Origin of the sequence: Streptomyces sp. NPDC014889 (genome assembly GCF_043081205.1) — a bacterium.
Classification (GTDB): domain Bacteria; phylum Actinomycetota; class Actinomycetes; order Streptomycetales; family Streptomycetaceae; genus Streptomyces.
Genome location: NZ_JBIBWH010000012.1, coordinates 214,172 through 231,045 on the forward strand (window position 1 = coordinate 214,172; position 16,874 = coordinate 231,045).

Genomic DNA, 16,874 nt, shown 5'->3' on the forward strand with positions numbered 1-16,874 from the left:
AACAGTGAGCAGTCCCATGGAACGCGCTCTCGCGCGCCGTACGCTTCTGGCCGGCGCGGCGGCGGCCGGTGCGGGAACGGTGTTCGCAGGCGCGGGGAATGCCGTGGCCGGTGGGTGGGCAGGGCCGGTGAGCCAGGCGGCGGTGACCGCCGAGGCGGCGCGACTGGAGCGCGCCCTGATCGAGTTGCGGCGGGACATCCATCGGCACCCCGAAGCACCGGGGCGGGAGCAGCGCACGGCCGCTGTGGTGGCCCGGAAACTGCGGGCGGCGGGGCTGACCGTCACCACCGGGGTGGGAGGCCACGGTGTCATCGGTGTCCTGCGGGGCACGCGCCCGGGCCGGACCGTCGCCTACCGGGCCGACATGGACGCGGTTCCGCCCACGGACATCGTCGGGACGGGTCCCGCGCCGGCCCACGTCTGCGGCCACGACCTCCACACCGCGGTGGGTGTCGGCGTCGCCCGGGTTCTGGCGCGGCTGCGGCGGCAGTTGAGCGGAACGGTGGTCTTCCTCTTCCAGCCCGCCGAGGAGACCCTGTCCGGCGCCCGTGCGCTGATCGACGCGGGCGTGCTGGAGCGCATGGGCATCGAGGAGATCCATGCGCTGCACTGCGGGCCGTTCCCGGTCGGCCGGTTCGCTGTCACTCCGGGCTACGGGATGCCGGGCCAGGACAAGGCGGAGGTGACCCTCTCCGGACCGGACGCGCTCGAAGCCGCGCGACGCCTGGCCGAAGACATCGGCGCCCTCGCGACGGTGGCGCTGCCGCAGAGCCCGGCTGATCTGGAGCGCATCATCGCCGACGCCGGGACGCCCAACGGTCCGCTGGCCCGGTTCGTAGCCGTCCGGGCCACGGCCCAGGAGGCGACGGTGGGCGTGTCCTACCGCTGCTGGCCGCCGGAGCGGTACGTGGAGGTCCGCGAGGACATCCGCCGGGCGAGCGCGCGGTACGCGGGGGCCGCGACGCGCTTCCCCGCCGAGCCGTTCCCGGCCATGGTCTGCCCGGAGCACGACGCCGACCAGCTCGCCCGACACCTGCGCCGCACCGCCGGCCGTGACACGGTCACCGTGCTGCGTGCCGCCTTCCCGCCCTTCAGCGGCGAGGACTTCGCCCTCTACCTGGACCGGATCCCCGGTACTTACACCTTCCTCGGCGTCCGCGCTCCCGGGGCAACCATCACGACGAGCTACCCGCACTATCCCGACTTCTCCCCGGACGAGCGGGCCATCGGCGTCGGCGTACGGGCGATGGCGGGCTGGATCGCGGAGCGCGCCCAGGAAAGGCGGGGCCTGGCAGGCGGATTCGGGGCCCGGGGCGACTGACTCCCGGGGCCGGCGTGTCGGAAGCGGCCGGTAGCCTCGGGCGCCATGGGCATTCGGATCGACGTAGTGGTGGATCACCCGATCAACGATGAGGTGGAGAGGGTGCTCGGGTTGGCCGAGACGGTCGGCGAGCCCGTCAATGTCACGTTCAAGTGGCAGGGGCGTGACCTGGCGGAGCGCGCGGTGCTGGTGCCCGCGGCCACGCTGGCGCTCTGGGAGCACTGGGCCCCCACCGCCTGTCCGACGCGCGACGCCGGGGACGAGGACCTGGCTGTGGCGGAGGAGCCGGAACTGGCCCACCCGGCGGAATTCGGCCCGTTCACGCTGTTTCGCCGCCGCGCAGGAGGGCGCACGGCGGTTGCCCGCGATGGCGTGGTGGTCGCCGAGCTGCTGGACCCCGAAGAGGCGTACTGGCTCCAGGAGAAGGCCCGCGATGTCCGCCAGGGCTTCATGGATCCGAAGCAGAAGGCGGCGTTCGAGGACTTCCTTGCCCGGCAGGCGTCCCTCGAGGAGCAGTGACGCTCGACGGTACGGGCGTCACGGGCGTCGGCGGCCGGTCGTACGAGATCCGGCCGCCGAACACCCGCGGTGTTACCCGCTCCGGCCCGCCTTCTCCTCCTCGACCTGAGCCTTCGCCGGGTCCAGGAGCCGGGACAGGAAGTGCCGGGTGCGTTCGTGAGCGGGGTTTCCGATGACCCGGGCCGGTGTGCCGTCCTCGACGATCACCCCGCCGTCCATGAAGACGACCCGGTCGGCGACCTCCCGCGCGAAGCTCATCTCATGGGTGACGACCATCATCGTCATGCCCTCGTCGGCGAGCATGCGCATTACGGCGAGGACGTCGCCCACCAGCTCGGGGTCGAGCGCGGAGGTCGGCTCGTCGAAGAGCATCACCTCGGGGTCCATGGCGAGCGCGCGGGCGATGGCGACGCGCTGCTGCTGACCGCCGGAGAGGGAGGAGGGATAGGCGCCGGCCTTCTCGGACAGGCCCACCCGCTCCAGGTTCTCGGCGGCGATCTCCGCCGCCCGCGCCTTGCCCCGACCGAGGACCCGGCGCTGGGGCAGCGTGAGGTTCTGGGTCACCGTGAGGTGCGGGAAGAGGTTGAACTGCTGGAACACCATGCCGATACGGCGGCGTACGGCGTCGATGTCCACATCGGGGTCGGTCACTTCGGTGCCGCCGACGAAGACCTGCCCTTCGGTGGGCTCCTCCAGGAGGTTCACACAGCGCAGCAGGGTCGACTTGCCGGAGCCGGAGGGGCCGATGACACAGACCACCTCGCCCTGGCCGATCTCCAGGTCGATGCCGCGCAGCACCTCGTTGTCCCCGAAGGACTTGTGCAGGCCGCGGACGAGTATCTCGGGGACGGTGCTCACTTGACGGCTCCCTGGGCCTTGGCCTCCATGCGGCGCACCACGAATCCGAGCGGGATCGTGACCAGCAGATAGCACAGGCCCGCGACCAGGATCGGCGTGGAGTTGGCGGTCTGGCTGGCCAGATCCCGGCCGAACTTGGACAGTTCACGCTCCTCCAGCGTGACGCCGAGGAACAGCACCAGCGAGGAGTCCTTGAAGAGCAGCACCAGTTCGTTGGTGAGCGGCGGGAGGATGATCCGGAACGCCTGCGGAACGATGATGGAGATCATGGCCCGGGCCGGCGAGAAGCCCAGTGAACGGGCCGCCTCCATCTGTCCCTTGGGCACGGCCTGGATGCCCGCGCGGATCGTCTCCGCCATGTACGCGGCCGAGACCAGTCCGAGCGCGAGGGCCACCTTGCCGTACGTTCCCCCGATGATCTCCGTGCCGGGGAAGGCCAGCGGTACGGCCACACCGACGAAGATGAAGATCAGCAGGGCGGGCAGACCGCGGAAGATCTCGATGTAGATCCCGGCGAGCCAGCGGTAGGGGCCGACGGACGACAGCCGCATCAGGGCGATGACCATGCCGAGGACCAGGCCGACGACGAAGCCGGTCAGGGTGAACAGCACGGTGTTCTTCAGCGCCAGGGTGATGACGTCCGGGAACATCCGCCGTGCGATGTCCGCCTGCGCGAACTGGTTCCGCAGCCGGCCCCAGTCGGCCGTGGCCGCGAAGACGATCACGGCGGCGACGAAAACGGCGTACTGGACGCCGCGCGAGAGCGCGCGCCGCCGGCTCCGGGTCAGGCGCCTTCTGCGCGGCCGGACTTCGGCATCGACGGTGCCGGTGGTGCCGCTCATGAGGCGGACGGCGAGGCGGCGGACGGGGTGTACGGGCCGATCCACTGCTCGTACAGCTTCCGGTAGGTGCCGTCGGCCTTCGCGTCCTTGATCGACTTGTTGATTGCGGCGAGGAGTTCGGAGTTGCCCTTCTTCACCGTGAAGCCGTACTGCTCACCGGTGTCGAGATTGCCGACCACCTTGAAGGCGTCGGCGTCGGCCTTGTTCTTGAGCCAGCCCTGGACCACCGGGTAGTCGATGACGACCGCCTGGACCTGCCCGGTGCGCAAGCCGTTGAGGACGGCGTCGGAGGACTCGAAGGAGACGGGATCGAAGCCCTTCCCCCGCACATAGTCCTCCCCGGTGGTCTGCGCCTGTGCACCGAGCTTCCTGCCCTTGGCCTTCACGTCGTCCAGGGACGTGACGCCGCTCTTCTTGTCGACCAGGACGGCCTGCGTGGCGTCGAAGTACGGGTCGGAGAAGTCGACGTTCTTCTTGCGCTCGTCGGTGATGGTCATGCCCGCGGCGGCCAGATCGCACTCGCCGGCGTTGAGGAACGCGCCGGTCTTGAAGTTCTCGAAGGGCGTGTCGAGGATCTGCTGCTTCACGCCGAGGTCCTTGGCGACCAGGTCGATCAGGGAGACGTCGAAGCCCTGGACCTTGCCGTCGATCTCCGACTGGAAGGGCGGGTACGGCAGATGCGTGCAGGTCGTGAGCCGGCCCGACTTGACGAGGCCGACCTCGCCGTCGGCCGACTTGCCCGTGCCGCCGCTGCCGCTCGACGTGCAGCCTGCCACGAGCACCGCCCCGGCCGTCGCGGTGATGGCGGCCAGGATGCGGACCCGTCGTCCGAGGAGCGTGTTCACGGGGGACCTCTCTGTGGGGGACGTGCGCATGCAGATTATAAGTAGATCTTTGACCTGCTCAAACAAACTGACCGCCCCGGGAACGGCCGTACCGGACAGCGCCATTGACGGCTGTACTACCCACGCCTACCTTGCCCTCACCCCGCGCCGCGGACATGTGCCGGTCGTGACGGGCCCGGAGGAGATGGGGGCGGGGCGATGAAGGCAGTGCTCCAGGAGCGGTTCGGGCCGCCGGACATCCTGCGGCTGCGGGAAGTCGACCGGCCCCGGGCCGGGGCCGGCCAGGTGCTGGTTCGTGTGCACGCCGCCGCGCTCAACCCCTACGACTGGCACATGATGCGCGGCGACCCCTACGCGGCGCGGCTGATGGGCGGCGTGGGACTGAGCCGTCCGAAGTGCCGGGTGGCGGGCATCGACGCCGCCGGAGTGGTGGAGGCCGTCGGCGCCGGCGCAGGAGGGCTCCGGCCCGGCACCGCGGTACTGGGCTTCTGCGCGGGGGCGTTCGCCGAATACGCCTGCGCTGACGCGGAGTTGGTGGTGCCCAAGCCCGAGCGTCTGTCCTTCGAGCAGGCCGCGGCCGTGCCGATGGGGGCGGTGACCGCACTGCGCGGCATCCGGACCGTGGGCCGGGTCCGGGCCGGGCAGCGGGTGCTGGTCAACGGGGCCGGCGGCGGCGTGGGCACCTTCGCCGTACAGATTGCGGCCGGCCTGGACGCCGAGGTCACCGGGGTGTGCAGCGCCGGCAGCGCCGAACTGGTCCGCTCCCTCGGCGCCGCGCACGTCATCGACTACGCCCGCGAGGACTTCACCGACGGACGCGCCCGCTACGACGTGATCCTGGACAACGTGGGCAACCTTCCGCCGGGCCGACTGCGTCGGGCGCTCACCCCGGCCGGAGTCCTGGTGGCCAACGGCGGCGGCTCACCCGGCCGGGTGTTCGGGGCGATCGGCTCCATGCTGAGACTGGCCGCGGTCAACGCGGTCACCCGGCACAGCCTGCGCCCGATCGTCCCGGCGACCCCGGGCGGCCCGGCCCACGACGACCTGCTCGCCGTGACCGCTCTCATCGAGGCCGGCCACGTCACCCCCGTGGTCGGCCGGACCTACTCCCTGGCCGACACGGCCGAGGCCATGCGCCATGTGGAGAAGGGCCACTCCCGCGGCAAGACCGTACTGACTGTGCGCTGACGTAGGGGCTGCCGGTCCTGCTCGGCCAGAGCAGTGGCCCGCCGATGGGGCTGCTCCGGCGGTCCGGCTCTGCCCGCTCGGGATGGAGTAAGACTGCGTCGCGCGCCTGCTGGGTGTTCAGGCCAAGGGGCTGTCCGGGAGGTGGGCCAGTAGGTGTGCGGGGTCGTCGTAGACCGCGGCCGCGCCGGCCTGTTCCAGGTCGGCTCGCGGGATGCCGCCGCACAGGACGGCGACGCAGCGCACCCCGGCCCGGCTGCCGGCCCGCATGTCCCAGACGGTGTCGCCCACGAACACGGCCCGCTCGGTGGGGACCCCGGCCAGTTCGAGGGCGTGCTCGACCGGCTCGGGGGCGGGCTTGCCTTCTTCGACGTCGTCGGAGCTGGCCGTGGCGGTGATGGCCTCGTCCGCGTCGATGGCGCGGCGCAGCGCGTTCAGTTCCGGGCCGCTCGCCGAGGTGGCGAGGACCACCGTCCAGTCGTTCCGGTGCAGTTCCCGGAGCAGCCGTCCGGCGTCCCGAAGGGCCGGCAGCCTGTCGAAGTACTGGGCGTACAGGGCGGTGTGGGCGGCGCTGAGCCGGGCGTCCTGCTCCTTGTCGCGGTCCTCGCCGAGCAGGTGGGCGATCAGATCGGTGGAGCCGAGCCCCACGGACCGATGGATGGCGTGCATGGGCACCCGGTGCCCCGCCTGCCGGAAGGCCTCCCACCAGGTGGTGACGTGGAGGTGGTTGGTGTCGACGAGCGTTCCGTCGACGTCGAAGACGGCGGCACGGTCCATCCGGGGTCCCTTCTCGCGCGAGAGTCGTACGGATTGCACGGGTACCACGTCGGACGCCCGTCACGCCGGACGGTGGCGGGTGCCCGGTTCATGGGGTTCATGGCCACCTCCACCCCTTCAAGGGTTCCCCGGCGCCATCGGGACCGCATCACGATCACGTGGATCCCGTGTGCCCGTATGGCAGCCCGTCCAGCCGCCCTGCCGGTTTGCCCGGATCGCGGCCGGGTACTGCGGTGCGTCGTCCGAGCCGATCCGTCCCCCAGGAGGCCGGCCATGTCCGCTCCCGCCGCACCTGTCCCGAAGGTCGCCGTGATCACCGGTGCCGACTCCGGTATCGGCCGGGCCACCGCCGTACGCCTGGCGAAGGAGGGCATGGACATCGGCATCACCTGGCACAGTGACGACAAGGGCGCCAGGGAGACCGCCGAGGAGGTCCGCGGCGCGGGCCGCCGAGCGGCGGTCGCCCGGATGGACCTGACCCGCCTGCCCGCCGACGCGGACGTACTGGACGAGCTGTGCGACGAGCTCGGCGGGCTCGACGTGCTGGTCAACAACGCCGGCACCGGCACGGCCACCCCCTTCGTCGACCTCGCACTGGACGACATGCGACGTGTGCTGGACGTGGACCTGGTCGGGCCGTTCCTGTGCGGTCAGAAGGCGGCGCGCCGGATGATCGGGCAGGGCCACGGCGGCCGGATCGTCAACGTGACCTCCGTGCACGAGCACCAGCCGCGTGTCGGCGCCGGACCGTACTGCGCGGCCAAGGCAGGCCTCGGCCTGCTGACCCAGGTCATGGCCCTGGAACTCGCCGAGCACGGCATCACCGTCAACGCGGTCGCGCCCGGCGAGATCGCCACGCCCATGACCGGCCAGGAGGACATCGACGTGCACACCCGGCGGCGCCCCGGAGTGCCGCTCGGGCGGCCCGGGGACGCCCGCGAGGTCGCCGCCGTGATCGCCTTCCTCGCGGGCCCCGACGCCTGCTACGTCACGGGCGCGTCCTGGAGCGTGGACGGCGGCATGCTGCGCATGGGCCCGATGGCCGGCTCACACCTGCGAAGCGACGACTGGAGGCGCCCCTGAGAAGGCAGCGTCAAAGCGCCGCCGTCCAGCCGCCGTCGACCGTCAGGGTGTGGCCGGTGATGTAGGACGACGCCCGGGAGGCCAGGAAGACGACTGCGCCGCTGAGGTCGTCCGGCTCGCCGACCCTGCCGAGCGGGATGTGGTCGCGCACGATCCGCTCTTCCACTTCGGGAGTGGGGAGCAGGTCGGAGGTCATGCCGGTGCGCATGTAGCCGGGGGCGATGGAGTTGACGCGGATGCCGTGCGGGCCCCACTCGTACGCCATGTTCCTGGTGACGTGGACGACGGCCGCCTTGGAGGCGTCGTACACCGAGGAGCGTTCGCCGTCGACCACCAGGCCGCCGATGGAGGAGAGGTTGATGACGCTTCCGTGGCCCCGCCGGCGCATGGCCCGGGCGGCGCGCTGCGCGGTGAAGTAGGTGCCGCGGAGGTTGACCGAGAAGGTGGTGTCGAACTCTTCCGGGGTGGCCTCCAGCGCGCTGTTGCGCAGTGAGACGCCCGCGTTGTTGACGAGGACGTCGAGGCTGTCGCCGCCCGCCTCCAGGGTGTCGAAGGCGGCGTCGATGCTCTCCGTGGAGGTGACGTCGAGAGCCAGGGGGATGCAGTCCACGCCGTGTTCTCGCAAGCGGTCGCAGGCCGTATTGGCGCCCTCGTGGCTCACGTCCGAGGCGACCACCCGGGCTCCCGCCCGGCCGAGCGCCAGGGCCTGTGCCAGGCCCAGGCCGCCGGCCGCGCCGGTGACCAGGGCCGTCCGGCCGGTGAGGGAGAAGAGGGAGTGCACGGTGGCGTCAGTGCCCCGCATGGGCGGGTCCTTCCTGGAGCCTAGAGTCCGTAGTCGGTGAGGATGGTGACGACCTGCTGGGAGTCGTGCAGGACGTGCTCGCGGATGTGCGCGTCGGCGGTGGCGGCGTCGCCCTCGGCGATGGCCGCGGCGAGCGGGCGGTGGTCGACACCGGTCCAGTCGGGGGTCTGCACCACCTTGGAGCAGAAGTACCACTGGCGCAGTGCGAGGTTGAAGTGGATCTCGGCGGTGGTGATCAGGTAGTCGTTCCGCGACATCCGGTAGAGGCAGCGGTGGAACGCCGCGTCGAGGTCGATGCACTCCTGGAGGTCCGTGGTGCCGAACTGCCGCTCGGCGAGGGCGATCAGGTCGTCCTTCTCCGCCTTGGAGCCGCGGGCGCAGGCCAGCGCGGCGGCCAGGCCCTCGAGTTGCAGTCTCAGCTCCATGACGGAGCGGGAGTCCTTCAGCGCGATCTCGGTGGCGAACGTGCCGCTGCGCGGGAAGATCACGACGAGCTGCTCGAACTCCAGTCGCCGGATCGCCTCCCGTACCGGCGAGGCGCCGAGCCCGAGGCTGCTGCGCAGTTCCGCTTCGCTGAGCCGCTCGCCGGGCATGATCTCGCACCTCACCAGCCGTGAACGCAGGGCCGCGTGGGCCGACTCGCTGAGCAGGTTCGGTGCGCCGGCCTCGGCTTTGGCCGCGTGCTTGCCAGGAACGTACGCAGGACGCAAGGTGTCCAACCCTCTCTGTGGGTGGCGCCGCCGGGCCGCCCGGCGGGGCCACCGAATGGATGTCTCGGAAAGGCTATTCGGCGGCGGTGGAGGTCCGCTGCGGTCGCGCTTCCCGGTGGTCCGCCAGCAGGTCGTCGATCACTTCCGAGATGCCGTGCTCCACCGTGCAGGCGTAGTCGCCGACGGAGAACTCGCCGCCGAGCACCTCGACGACCTTGAGCTGCACACCGTTGACGCCGAGTGCGGATCCCAGCTCGACCTCGGCCGGGCCGAAGCACTTGCGCCGCAGGACGAAGTCCTTGGAGGTGTCGCGGGAGACGACCTCGAAGGTCTTGAAGCCCGGGCCGTTGGCCTCCGGAAGGGCGTGCACCTGGAGGTGCGGGTAGAGCGACATGTCGGCCCACGCCTCGTTGGAGTATCCGTCCTGGGGCACCATCGAGATGCCGAAGATCTGCTCGCCCGCGCGCCGCACGGTTCCGGCCACCCGGCTCGCGGAGTCGGTGAGTTGGATCTCCCCGTACTGCTTGGGGTATCCCCACACCTCACGGCCGAAGGCCACGCTCCAGGGCTGGTCCTCGTACTCGAAGTAGTAGTTCACCCCGACGTGGTCCCGGTAGCGGACCGGAATGACGACTCCGGAGTCGTAGAAGGCGCCCGGAGTCGCGTTGGCGAAGTCCGCGATCTGCACCACGAAGCGGTCGTCGGCCAGTTCGAAGGGGGTCGGCTCCAGCAGCTCCCGGAGATTGTCGGCGTCGCCCCTGCAGTACACCGAGAGGCTGCGCAGGTTCTCCGACCAGTAGGGCTGATCGCCGCTGGGGTACCCGAGGTAGGTGAAGAAGTCCCGGACGTCGTAGTTCTGCTTCATCGTCAACTCCAATGGGAAAAGGGGTCAGTCCCGGCCGGCTTCGTGGATCCGGCGGAGGAACGTCTTCAACTCCGGGGTGGCGGGCCGGTCGAAGATCTGCTCCGGGCTCCCCTCCTCCAGGATCGATCCCTGGTGCAGGAAGCAGATCTTGGAGGAGATCTCCCGGGCGAAGGACATCTCGTGGGTGGTCATCATCATGGTGATGCCGTCACCGGCCAGTTCGCGGACGAGGTTCAGCACCTCGATCACCAGCTCCGGGTCGAGCGCGGAGGTGATCTCGTCCAGCAGCAGGACCTCGGGACGCATCAGCATGGCGCGGGCGATGGCCACCCGCTGCTGCTGGCCGCCCGAGAGCTGGTCGGGGTAGGCGTCGGCCTTCTCCCGGAGTCCGACCCGCTCCAGCATCACCCGGGCGTCGGCCTCCGCCTGCTCCTTGCAGGCGATGCCGGCCCTGACGGGGGTGAGGGTGCAGTTGCGCAGGACCGTCATGTGCGGGAAGAGGTTGTAGCTCTGGAAGACGATGCCCACCCGGCGGCGCAGCCTGACGAGGTCCACCCCCTCGCCCGAGATGACGTCCCCGGCGAGCGAGATGCGTCCGCCCTGGATCGGTTCCAGGCCGTTGACGCAGCGCAGCAGGGTGGACTTGCCGGAGCCCGAGGCCCCGATGAGCGTGACCACGTCGTGCCTGTTGACGGCGAGGTCCACCTCGTCGAGCACGGTGTGGTCGCCGTATCTCTTGGTGATCCGGTCCAGCAGGACAAAGGGTTCTGTCATGGCTCAGACTCTCTTCAGCTTCGTGCCGGAGCGCGCCAGCAGGTAGTCCACGAAGCGGGTCTGCGGGATGGTGATGAGGACGAAGACGAAGCACACCGCGGTCACCGCGGAGAGGTTGAAGTCGTTCGCCGAGTAGATCTTGGCCTGGCTGAACGCGTCGATGATCCCGACGACGATCACCAGCGCGGTGTCCTTCTGCAGGCCGATGAACTGGCTCAGCATCGGCGCGGCGATGTTCCTGGCCATCTGCGGCAGGATCACGAACCGGTAGACGTCGGGCTGGGAGAGCCCCATGGAGAGCGCCGCGGAGGTCTGTCCCTTGTTGATGGACTCGATGCCGGCCCGGTACAGCTCGGCGTTGTACGCGCTGTAGGTCAGGGCCAGCGCGACGATCGCGTAGACGATCGGGTCGCCCTTGCTGAGCACCGGCACGTCGGTGAGCGGCAGTCCGAAGCAGACCAGGTAGATCAGGACGACCGAGGGGATGCCGCGGAAGACGTCGATGTAGGCGATGGACAGCGCCCGGACCGGCCAGAACCCCTTTCCTGGAAGCAGCCGCCCGACGGCCAGCAGCAGTCCGAAGAGCATGGCGAGGAGCTGGGCTCCGACGGCGATCTCGATGTTGATGACCAGCGCCCCGAAGATGTCGCCGAGGCTCTTGGTCATGTAGGAGACGTTGAAGAAGGTCTTCTGTACGGCGCCGTCGTTGGTGAAGACCAGCAGCCCCGCCAGGGCGGCGACGGCGACGAACCCGGTCAGCCCGAGCGAGGAGACTGATGCGTCCCGCGACCGGGAGGCGGCAACCCGCGCTTCGGCGTACCTCCCCTCCCGCCACTCCTGCTCTGACTGCTTGCTGCGGCCGTAGGCGAGCAGGAAGGGTCCGCCCAGCACCAGCACCGGGAGTACGGCACCGAGTAGCAGGTGCAGCGGCTGGGAGTGGGTGACCGCGGTGCCCGTGAACTGGTAGCACAGCACGGTCGCCAGCAGGGCGAGGACCGCGGCGGCGCCCAGATATCCGGAGGTGGCCAGCGGGGCGGCGGGCGTGGGCTCCGTGGCGGCGGTCTGCGATCCGGCGGCCCCGGCCTTTGTGCCGGGTGCTCTGGTGGCCATGGTCAGGCGCTCCAGTCGGGCAGCCGGTGGGGATCGCCGCCGAGGATCGGGTTGAGCCACTTCTTCATGATCGCGTCGAGGGTGCCGTCCTTCTTCATGTCGGCGAGGATCTGGTCCACGGCCTTCACGTTGGGCGAGCCCTTGGAGAAGAGAGCGGCCACATTGCCGCCGACCGGGTACTTGCCGATCACTTCGAGCTTGCCGCCCGAGTTCGCGGCCCTCGGCATGACGGTGGCGGTGTCGTTCAGCGCCGCGTCGATCTGGCCCGCCAGTACCGCGTTGAAGAGGTCGTCGTTGGAGTTGAACACCCGCACTTGCTTGGGCTTCAGGGTGCTGTTCACATAGTTCAGCTGGACCGATCCGGCGAGCACGCCGACCGTCGCGTTCCTGATCGATGACTTGGTGAGAGCGGAGCCCTTCTTGACCAGGACGCCCGTCTCATAGGTGTTGTACGGGGTGGAGAAGTCCACCGCGCGGCGCCGCTCGGGGGTGTCGTAGATGTCCCAGAGGGCGAAATCGAAGTTGGACGTCTTGGCGGTCACCAGCGCTTCGAAGGATGCGTTGACGAGCTTGATCTTCTTGAGCCCGGCCCGGTTGGCGATCTCCGCGTCCAGGCAGTACATGTAGCCGCCGTCGACGGAGTCGAGCGTGTTCCCGCGGTAGCCGGCCGGATAGGGAAGCGACGCGGCCACGGTCAGGGCACCGCTTTCGCGGGTGTCCATCTTGTGGATCGTCGGATTCTTGGTGATCGCGCAGTCGCCGAAGGGGTGTCCCCCCTGTGCGTTCCCCGAACCCTGTGTGCTTGAGCAGCCGGTGAGGGCGAACAGCCCCGCGGCCACCGCGGCGGCGCTGCCGCGCCAAAGCGACTTCTTCACTAGAACCTCGTCTCGTGGGGCCGTTTCCGGCGACATCGGAGCGATCGACGCCAAGCCCCCGACGTCAGTGGAATTTCACTGACATGTCAGTGATGTGGGCGTGACGCTACCGAACCCCCGGCCCGCTTGACCAGACCCGCCGAACGACTTTTTGCCATGAGCGGGCGCTTCGGTCGCGCCAGTGGTGGCCCGGGACGCGCCTCAGCTCTTTCTCGCGGCGGCGGCGCGTGCTCCCCTCGTCGCACCGGACGGAGTGCTTGACTTCACGACAACACAGGGCATTTATGACTACTCGTATCAAGGTGCGTCTCTATGCAGGCAAGCAGGGCAGGATCCCCGTACCCCTGGACCGACGAGTTCGAGGCCGTCGTCCGAGAGATCGTCGGACCGCTCGCCGACGACGTGGACCGAGCCGGCCGTTTCCCCAACGAGGGGATCCGGGCACTGGGCGAGGCAGGCATGCTCGGCCTGCTCCTGTCGCGCGACAGCGGCGGCGCGGGCGCGGGACTGCGCGAGGGCGCCCAGGTGATCGAGCGGCTCGCGGGCGCCTGCGGGTCGACGGCCATGGTGCTGCTCATGCACTACTCGGCCATGAGCGTCCTCGACCGGTACGCTCCCGACGACGTACGGCGCGACATCGCCGCCGGCCGTCATCTGAGCACCCTGGCATTCTCCGAGCGGGGCTCCCGCAGCCACTTCTGGGCCCCGGTGGGCACCGCCACACCCGACGGGGCCGACGCGGTGTGCCTGGACGCGCAGAAGTCATGGGTCACCTCGGCCGGCCAGGCCGACAGCTACGTCTGGTCGAGCAAGCCGGTACAGGCGGACGGCGCGATGTCGCTGTGGCTGGTGCCCGGCGGCAGCGCCGGGCTCGAAGTGCGCGGCGAGTACGACGGGTTCGGGCTGCGCGGCAATGCCTCCAGCCCCATGTCCGCGAAAGCGGTCTGCGTTCCCCGGACCGCGCTGCTGGGCACCGACGGGGAAGGGCTGACCACGGCTCTCGACGTGGTGCTGCCCTGCTTCCTGGTACTCAGCGCCGCCTTCTCGCTCGGTGTCACCGAGACCCTGCTCGGCCTCACCGCCGCACACCTTCGCGACACGCGACTGGAGCACCTGGACCGGACACTCGCCCAACAGCCGCTGACGCGCCACGAGTTCGCCCAACTGCGGCTGCGTGCCGACGCGCTGCGCGCGATGGTGGGGGAGACGCTCACCGCGATGCAGAGCGGACGCCCGGAGGCGACGCTGCGGGTCCTGCAGATCAAGGCACTCGCCGCCGAGACCGCCGCCGCGGTCGCGGACGGCGCGATGCGGCTGTGCGGCGGCTCCGCCTTCCGCCGTGAGACGGGCCTCGAACGACGCTTCCGCGACGCGCTCGCGGCCCGTGTGATGGCACCGACCACCGAAGCCCTGCACGACTTCTGCGGCCGCGCGGAACTGGGCCTGCCGATCTTCGACGAGGCCCGATGAGAGAACTGGTGCTCGGCGCCGTCGCCTACGACCCCAAGGTCGTGACCATCTGGTCCGGATTCCGGTCCTGGCTGCGCGCGCAGGACCTGCCCTTCGACTTCGTGCTCTACTCCCACTACGAACGGCAGGCTCGCGACCTGGTCGACGGGCGGATCGACGCCGCCTGGCACTCCCCGCTGGCCTGGCTGCGCACCCGCCGGCTGGCCGCCGCGGCGGGGGCGGCGGTGCGACCGCTCGTCATGCGGGACACCGACCGCGACCTGACCTCCGTGGTCGTCGTCCGCTCCGACAGCGCGCTCCGCTCGCCGGCCGACCTCAAGGGCAGGACCGTCGCCGTCGGCGCGGTCGACTCGCCCCAGGCGACCCTGATCCCGCTCCAACACCTGGCCGATCTCGGCCTGCTCGCGGGCGCCGACTTCGAACTGCGCCGCCACGACACCGGAGTAGGCCTGCACGGCGACCACATCGGCGGTGAACGGGACGCGGCACGCGCCCTGATGGCGGGCCGGGCGGAGGCCGCCTGCATGATCGACGCCAACCACCTGCTGTTCGGGCAGGAGGGCACCCTCCCGCCCGGCGGCACCCGGCTGCTGTCCCGCACCCCGCCCTACGACCACTGCGTCCTGGCGGCGGGACCGTCCCTCGACACGGAACTCGGGGACCGGTTCGCGGCGTTGCTGCTGGCCATGTCCTACGACGACCCCGAGGTCCGCCGGCTCCTGGACCTGGAGGGGCTCACCCGGTGGATGCCCGGGCGGGAGACCGGCTTCGGCCCGCTGACCGAGGCCGTCGACGCCACGGGCTTCTACGACGCGGACGGCCGGATCACCGCGGACGGCTACCGGCCGTGACACCCGGCACGGCCGCGGTCGACCTCGGGGCGCTCGGCTTCGAGCAGGGCGCGCACCTGCTGCTCGACCGCGCCCTGCGGCAGGCGCCCCCCGGCAGCCGGGTCGAGGTCCTCGGCACGGACCCGGCGCTGCTGCCGCACCTGTCCGTCTGGTGCCGCCGTGAAGGACACGAGCTGGAAACCGCCGGGCCACGGGAGGCGCCGGTGGTGGCGCGCCTGCGGGCGGGGCCCGCCGCGGGCGCCCGCCTCCACGCCGCGGAACGCGCCGGCGGCCCGTCCGCCGCGCAGATCGCCGAGCGGGCGCCCCTGCACTGGGGCCTCGCGGCACGCGGGGCGCTGGTGGAGGCGGGCGGCCCCGAGGTCCCCTTCACGGTGGTCGACCGGGACATCGCGTGGGCGGACCTCGCGCCGCGCCTGTACCGCCAGGCGGCCGCCTCGCAGTGGGACCCGGTCGAAGCGGTCGAGTGGGACGCCGACTTCACCCTGCCCGACGAGATCGAGGCCGCCGTCGTCCAGGTGATGACGTACCTCGTGGAGAACGAGCAGGCCGCCCTGGTGGTGCCGGGGCGGCTGCTGGTCCAGGTCCATCCCCACTTCCGTGAGGTGCTCCAACTGCTCGCGGTCCAGGCCGCCGACGAGGCCCGGCACGTGGAGGTCTTCACCCGGCGGGCGCTGCTGCGGGGCGGCGCGATGGGCACCTCCTCAGTGGGCGGCAGGGCGTCGCTCGCGACCCTGCTGTCCGAGCCGGACTTCTCCATCGTGTCCTTCCTTCTCTCTGTGCTCGGGGAAGGCAGCTTCCTGAGCCTCCTGGCGTTCCTGGAGCGGTACGCCCCCGACCCGGTCACCCGCCGCGTCAGCCGTCTGGTCCGTCAGGACGAGGCCCGGCACGTGGCGTTCGGGGTCGGGCACCTGGAGCACCGGGCCACTGTCGACCCGCTGCTGCATGACCGGTTGCGGGCCGCGGTGGAGCGGCGGCACGACGCGCTGGTCGGGACGGCGGGACTCAACCGGGACGTCTTCGACTCCCTGGTACTGCTGGCTGCCGGCTCCTTCGAGCCGCAGGACGTCGCACGCGGCTGGCAGGCGGTGCAACGGCTGCGGACCGACATGGACGAGGGGCGCCGCCACCGCCTGTCCCGCCTGGGCTTCTCCGACGGGGAGGCGGCCGCCCTGTCCGCACTGCACACCCGCAACTTCATGTGAGACGCTCCGGCGCCGTGGCCCGCGCGACGGTCGCCGCACGTGTCTTCCGCGGGTGGAGCGTGATGGCGACGGTCGGCGTGGTCGCCGGTCCAGCGGTCTGCCATCATGAGTGAAGCGGAACTTTGTTCCACCAGTGATACGAAGCATGTTCCGCTTTGCGGGTTCACGGAAGGACCACCGCGGTGAACGACAGCGGCCAGAGCGCGAAAGACGCAGCCGGACCCAAGCGCAAGGACGCCCGGCGCAACCAGCAGACCCTGCTCGACGCGGCCGCCGCGGTCTTCGTCACCTCGGGCGTGGAAGCCCCCGTACGCGACATCGCAGCCAAGGCCGGCGTCGGCCTGGGCACGATCTACCGTCACTTCCCCACCAGGGCGGACCTCGTCATCGCCGTCTACCGGCACCAGGTTGACGCCTGCGCCGAAGCCGGGCCGACCCTGCTGACGACCAGCCCGACCCCTCACGCGGCCCTGGAACGATGGGCCGACCTCTTCGTCGACTTCCTGGTCACCAAGCACGGCCTCGCGGCCGCACTGCAGACCGACAACGCCGGCTTCGAGACGCTGCACGCCTACTTCCTCGACCGCCTCCTGCCGGTGTGCACCCAGCTCCTCGACGCTGCCGCCGCCTCCGGTGAGATCCGCTCCGGCCTCGACGCCTACCAGCTCATGCGTGGCATCGGAAACCTCTGCATAGGCGCCGACAGCGACCCCCGCTACGACGCGCGCCGACTGGTCGCGCTGCTCGTCGCCGGGCTGCGCCGACCCAACTGACCACGCCGACGA

At 70.7% G+C, this 16,874-nt stretch carries 18 protein-coding genes; 8 read left to right on the forward strand and 10 right to left on the reverse strand.

Features of this window, described 5'->3' with window-relative positions; all coding sequences use genetic code 11:
* Positions 1-16 precede the first annotated feature (16 nt).
* Positions 17-1,321 (forward strand): M20 family metallopeptidase, encoded by a 1,305-nt coding sequence (locus ACF09J_RS24695; RefSeq protein ID WP_392307603.1) that lies wholly within the window; start codon positions 17-19, stop codon positions 1,319-1,321.
* 45 nt (positions 1,322-1,366) lie between these two features.
* A complete protein-coding gene (locus ACF09J_RS24700; RefSeq protein ID WP_392307604.1) occupies positions 1,367-1,840 on the forward strand; it encodes a hypothetical protein in 474 nt (157 codons plus the stop codon).
* Positions 1,841-1,912: 72 nt separating this feature from the next.
* On the opposite strand, the gene ACF09J_RS24705 is transcribed toward ACF09J_RS24700, so the two are convergent.
* The 3 genes from ACF09J_RS24705 to ACF09J_RS24715 are packed head-to-tail and all read right to left on the reverse strand — an operon-like array spanning position 1,913 to position 4,385.
* Positions 1,913-2,698, reverse strand: a complete 786-nt coding sequence (locus ACF09J_RS24705; RefSeq protein ID WP_392307605.1) for an amino acid ABC transporter ATP-binding protein — start codon at positions 2,696-2,698, stop codon at positions 1,913-1,915.
* Entirely contained in the window at positions 2,695-3,540 is an 846-nt protein-coding gene (locus tag ACF09J_RS24710; RefSeq protein WP_392307606.1) for an amino acid ABC transporter permease, read from the reverse strand. Before ACF09J_RS24710 ends, ACF09J_RS24705 begins: the two co-directional genes overlap by 4 nt.
* Complete coding sequence (locus tag ACF09J_RS24715) at positions 3,537-4,385, reverse strand: transporter substrate-binding domain-containing protein (RefSeq protein ID WP_392307607.1); 849 nt, start codon at positions 4,383-4,385, stop codon at positions 3,537-3,539. Before ACF09J_RS24715 ends, ACF09J_RS24710 begins: the two co-directional genes overlap by 4 nt.
* Before the next feature lie 198 nt (positions 4,386-4,583).
* Between ACF09J_RS24715 and ACF09J_RS24720 the strand changes: the two genes are divergently transcribed.
* Positions 4,584-5,573: an NAD(P)-dependent alcohol dehydrogenase gene (locus ACF09J_RS24720; protein WP_392307608.1), complete on the forward strand. Its 990-nt coding sequence runs from the start codon at positions 4,584-4,586 to the stop codon at positions 5,571-5,573.
* Positions 5,574-5,690: 117 nt separating this feature from the next.
* On the opposite strand, the gene ACF09J_RS24725 is transcribed toward ACF09J_RS24720, so the two are convergent.
* Positions 5,691-6,347: an HAD family hydrolase gene (locus ACF09J_RS24725; protein ID WP_392307609.1), complete on the reverse strand. Its 657-nt coding sequence runs from the start codon at positions 6,345-6,347 to the stop codon at positions 5,691-5,693.
* Positions 6,348-6,620: 273 nt separating this feature from the next.
* Between ACF09J_RS24725 and ACF09J_RS24730 the strand changes: the two genes are divergently transcribed.
* The gene (locus ACF09J_RS24730) at positions 6,621-7,430 is read left to right on the forward strand and encodes an SDR family oxidoreductase (RefSeq protein ID WP_392307610.1); all 810 of its coding nucleotides are present in this window, start codon (positions 6,621-6,623) and stop codon (positions 7,428-7,430) included.
* Positions 7,431-7,440: 10 nt separating this feature from the next.
* Here ACF09J_RS24730 and ACF09J_RS24735 read toward each other — a convergent pair whose 3' ends face one another.
* From ACF09J_RS24735 to ACF09J_RS24760, 6 genes are all read right to left on the reverse strand, one after another.
* Complete coding sequence (locus ACF09J_RS24735) at positions 7,441-8,232, reverse strand: SDR family NAD(P)-dependent oxidoreductase (protein WP_392307611.1); 792 nt, start codon at positions 8,230-8,232, stop codon at positions 7,441-7,443.
* A gap of 20 nt (positions 8,233-8,252) precedes the next feature.
* Entirely contained in the window at positions 8,253-8,942 is a 690-nt protein-coding gene (locus ACF09J_RS24740; RefSeq protein WP_392307612.1) for a GntR family transcriptional regulator, read from the reverse strand.
* 73 nt (positions 8,943-9,015) lie between these two features.
* Complete coding sequence (locus ACF09J_RS24745; protein WP_392307613.1) at positions 9,016-9,807, reverse strand: acetoacetate decarboxylase family protein; 792 nt, start codon at positions 9,805-9,807, stop codon at positions 9,016-9,018.
* 24 nt (positions 9,808-9,831) lie between these two features.
* Complete coding sequence (locus ACF09J_RS24750; RefSeq protein WP_392307614.1) at positions 9,832-10,581, reverse strand: amino acid ABC transporter ATP-binding protein; 750 nt, start codon at positions 10,579-10,581, stop codon at positions 9,832-9,834.
* 3 nt (positions 10,582-10,584) lie between these two features.
* Positions 10,585-11,691 carry an amino acid ABC transporter permease gene (locus ACF09J_RS24755; RefSeq protein ID WP_392307615.1) on the reverse strand — a complete coding sequence of 369 codons (1,107 nt, stop codon included), beginning with the start codon at positions 11,689-11,691 and terminating at the stop codon, positions 10,585-10,587.
* A 2-nt stretch (positions 11,692-11,693) separates the two neighbouring features.
* A complete protein-coding gene (locus ACF09J_RS24760) occupies positions 11,694-12,566 on the reverse strand; it encodes an ABC transporter substrate-binding protein (protein WP_392307616.1) in 873 nt (290 codons plus the stop codon).
* Positions 12,567-12,878: 312 nt separating this feature from the next.
* Here ACF09J_RS24760 and ACF09J_RS24765 point away from each other — a divergent pair, with 312 nt between their 5' ends.
* From ACF09J_RS24765 to ACF09J_RS24780, 4 genes are all read left to right on the forward strand, one after another.
* Complete coding sequence (locus tag ACF09J_RS24765) at positions 12,879-14,036, forward strand: acyl-CoA dehydrogenase family protein (RefSeq protein WP_392307617.1); 1,158 nt, start codon at positions 12,879-12,881, stop codon at positions 14,034-14,036.
* Positions 14,033-14,887 (forward strand): phosphate/phosphite/phosphonate ABC transporter substrate-binding protein, encoded by an 855-nt coding sequence (locus ACF09J_RS24770; protein ID WP_392307618.1) that lies wholly within the window; start codon positions 14,033-14,035, stop codon positions 14,885-14,887. The genes ACF09J_RS24765 and ACF09J_RS24770 overlap by 4 nt, the downstream gene beginning before the upstream one ends.
* The gene (locus tag ACF09J_RS24775; protein ID WP_392307619.1) at positions 14,884-16,089 is read left to right on the forward strand and encodes a ferritin-like domain-containing protein; all 1,206 of its coding nucleotides are present in this window, start codon (positions 14,884-14,886) and stop codon (positions 16,087-16,089) included. The genes ACF09J_RS24770 and ACF09J_RS24775 overlap by 4 nt, the downstream gene beginning before the upstream one ends.
* A 182-nt stretch (positions 16,090-16,271) precedes the next feature.
* The gene (locus tag ACF09J_RS24780; protein WP_392307620.1) at positions 16,272-16,862 is read left to right on the forward strand and encodes a TetR/AcrR family transcriptional regulator; all 591 of its coding nucleotides are present in this window, start codon (positions 16,272-16,274) and stop codon (positions 16,860-16,862) included.
* The last annotated feature ends 12 nt before the right edge of the window (positions 16,863-16,874 follow it).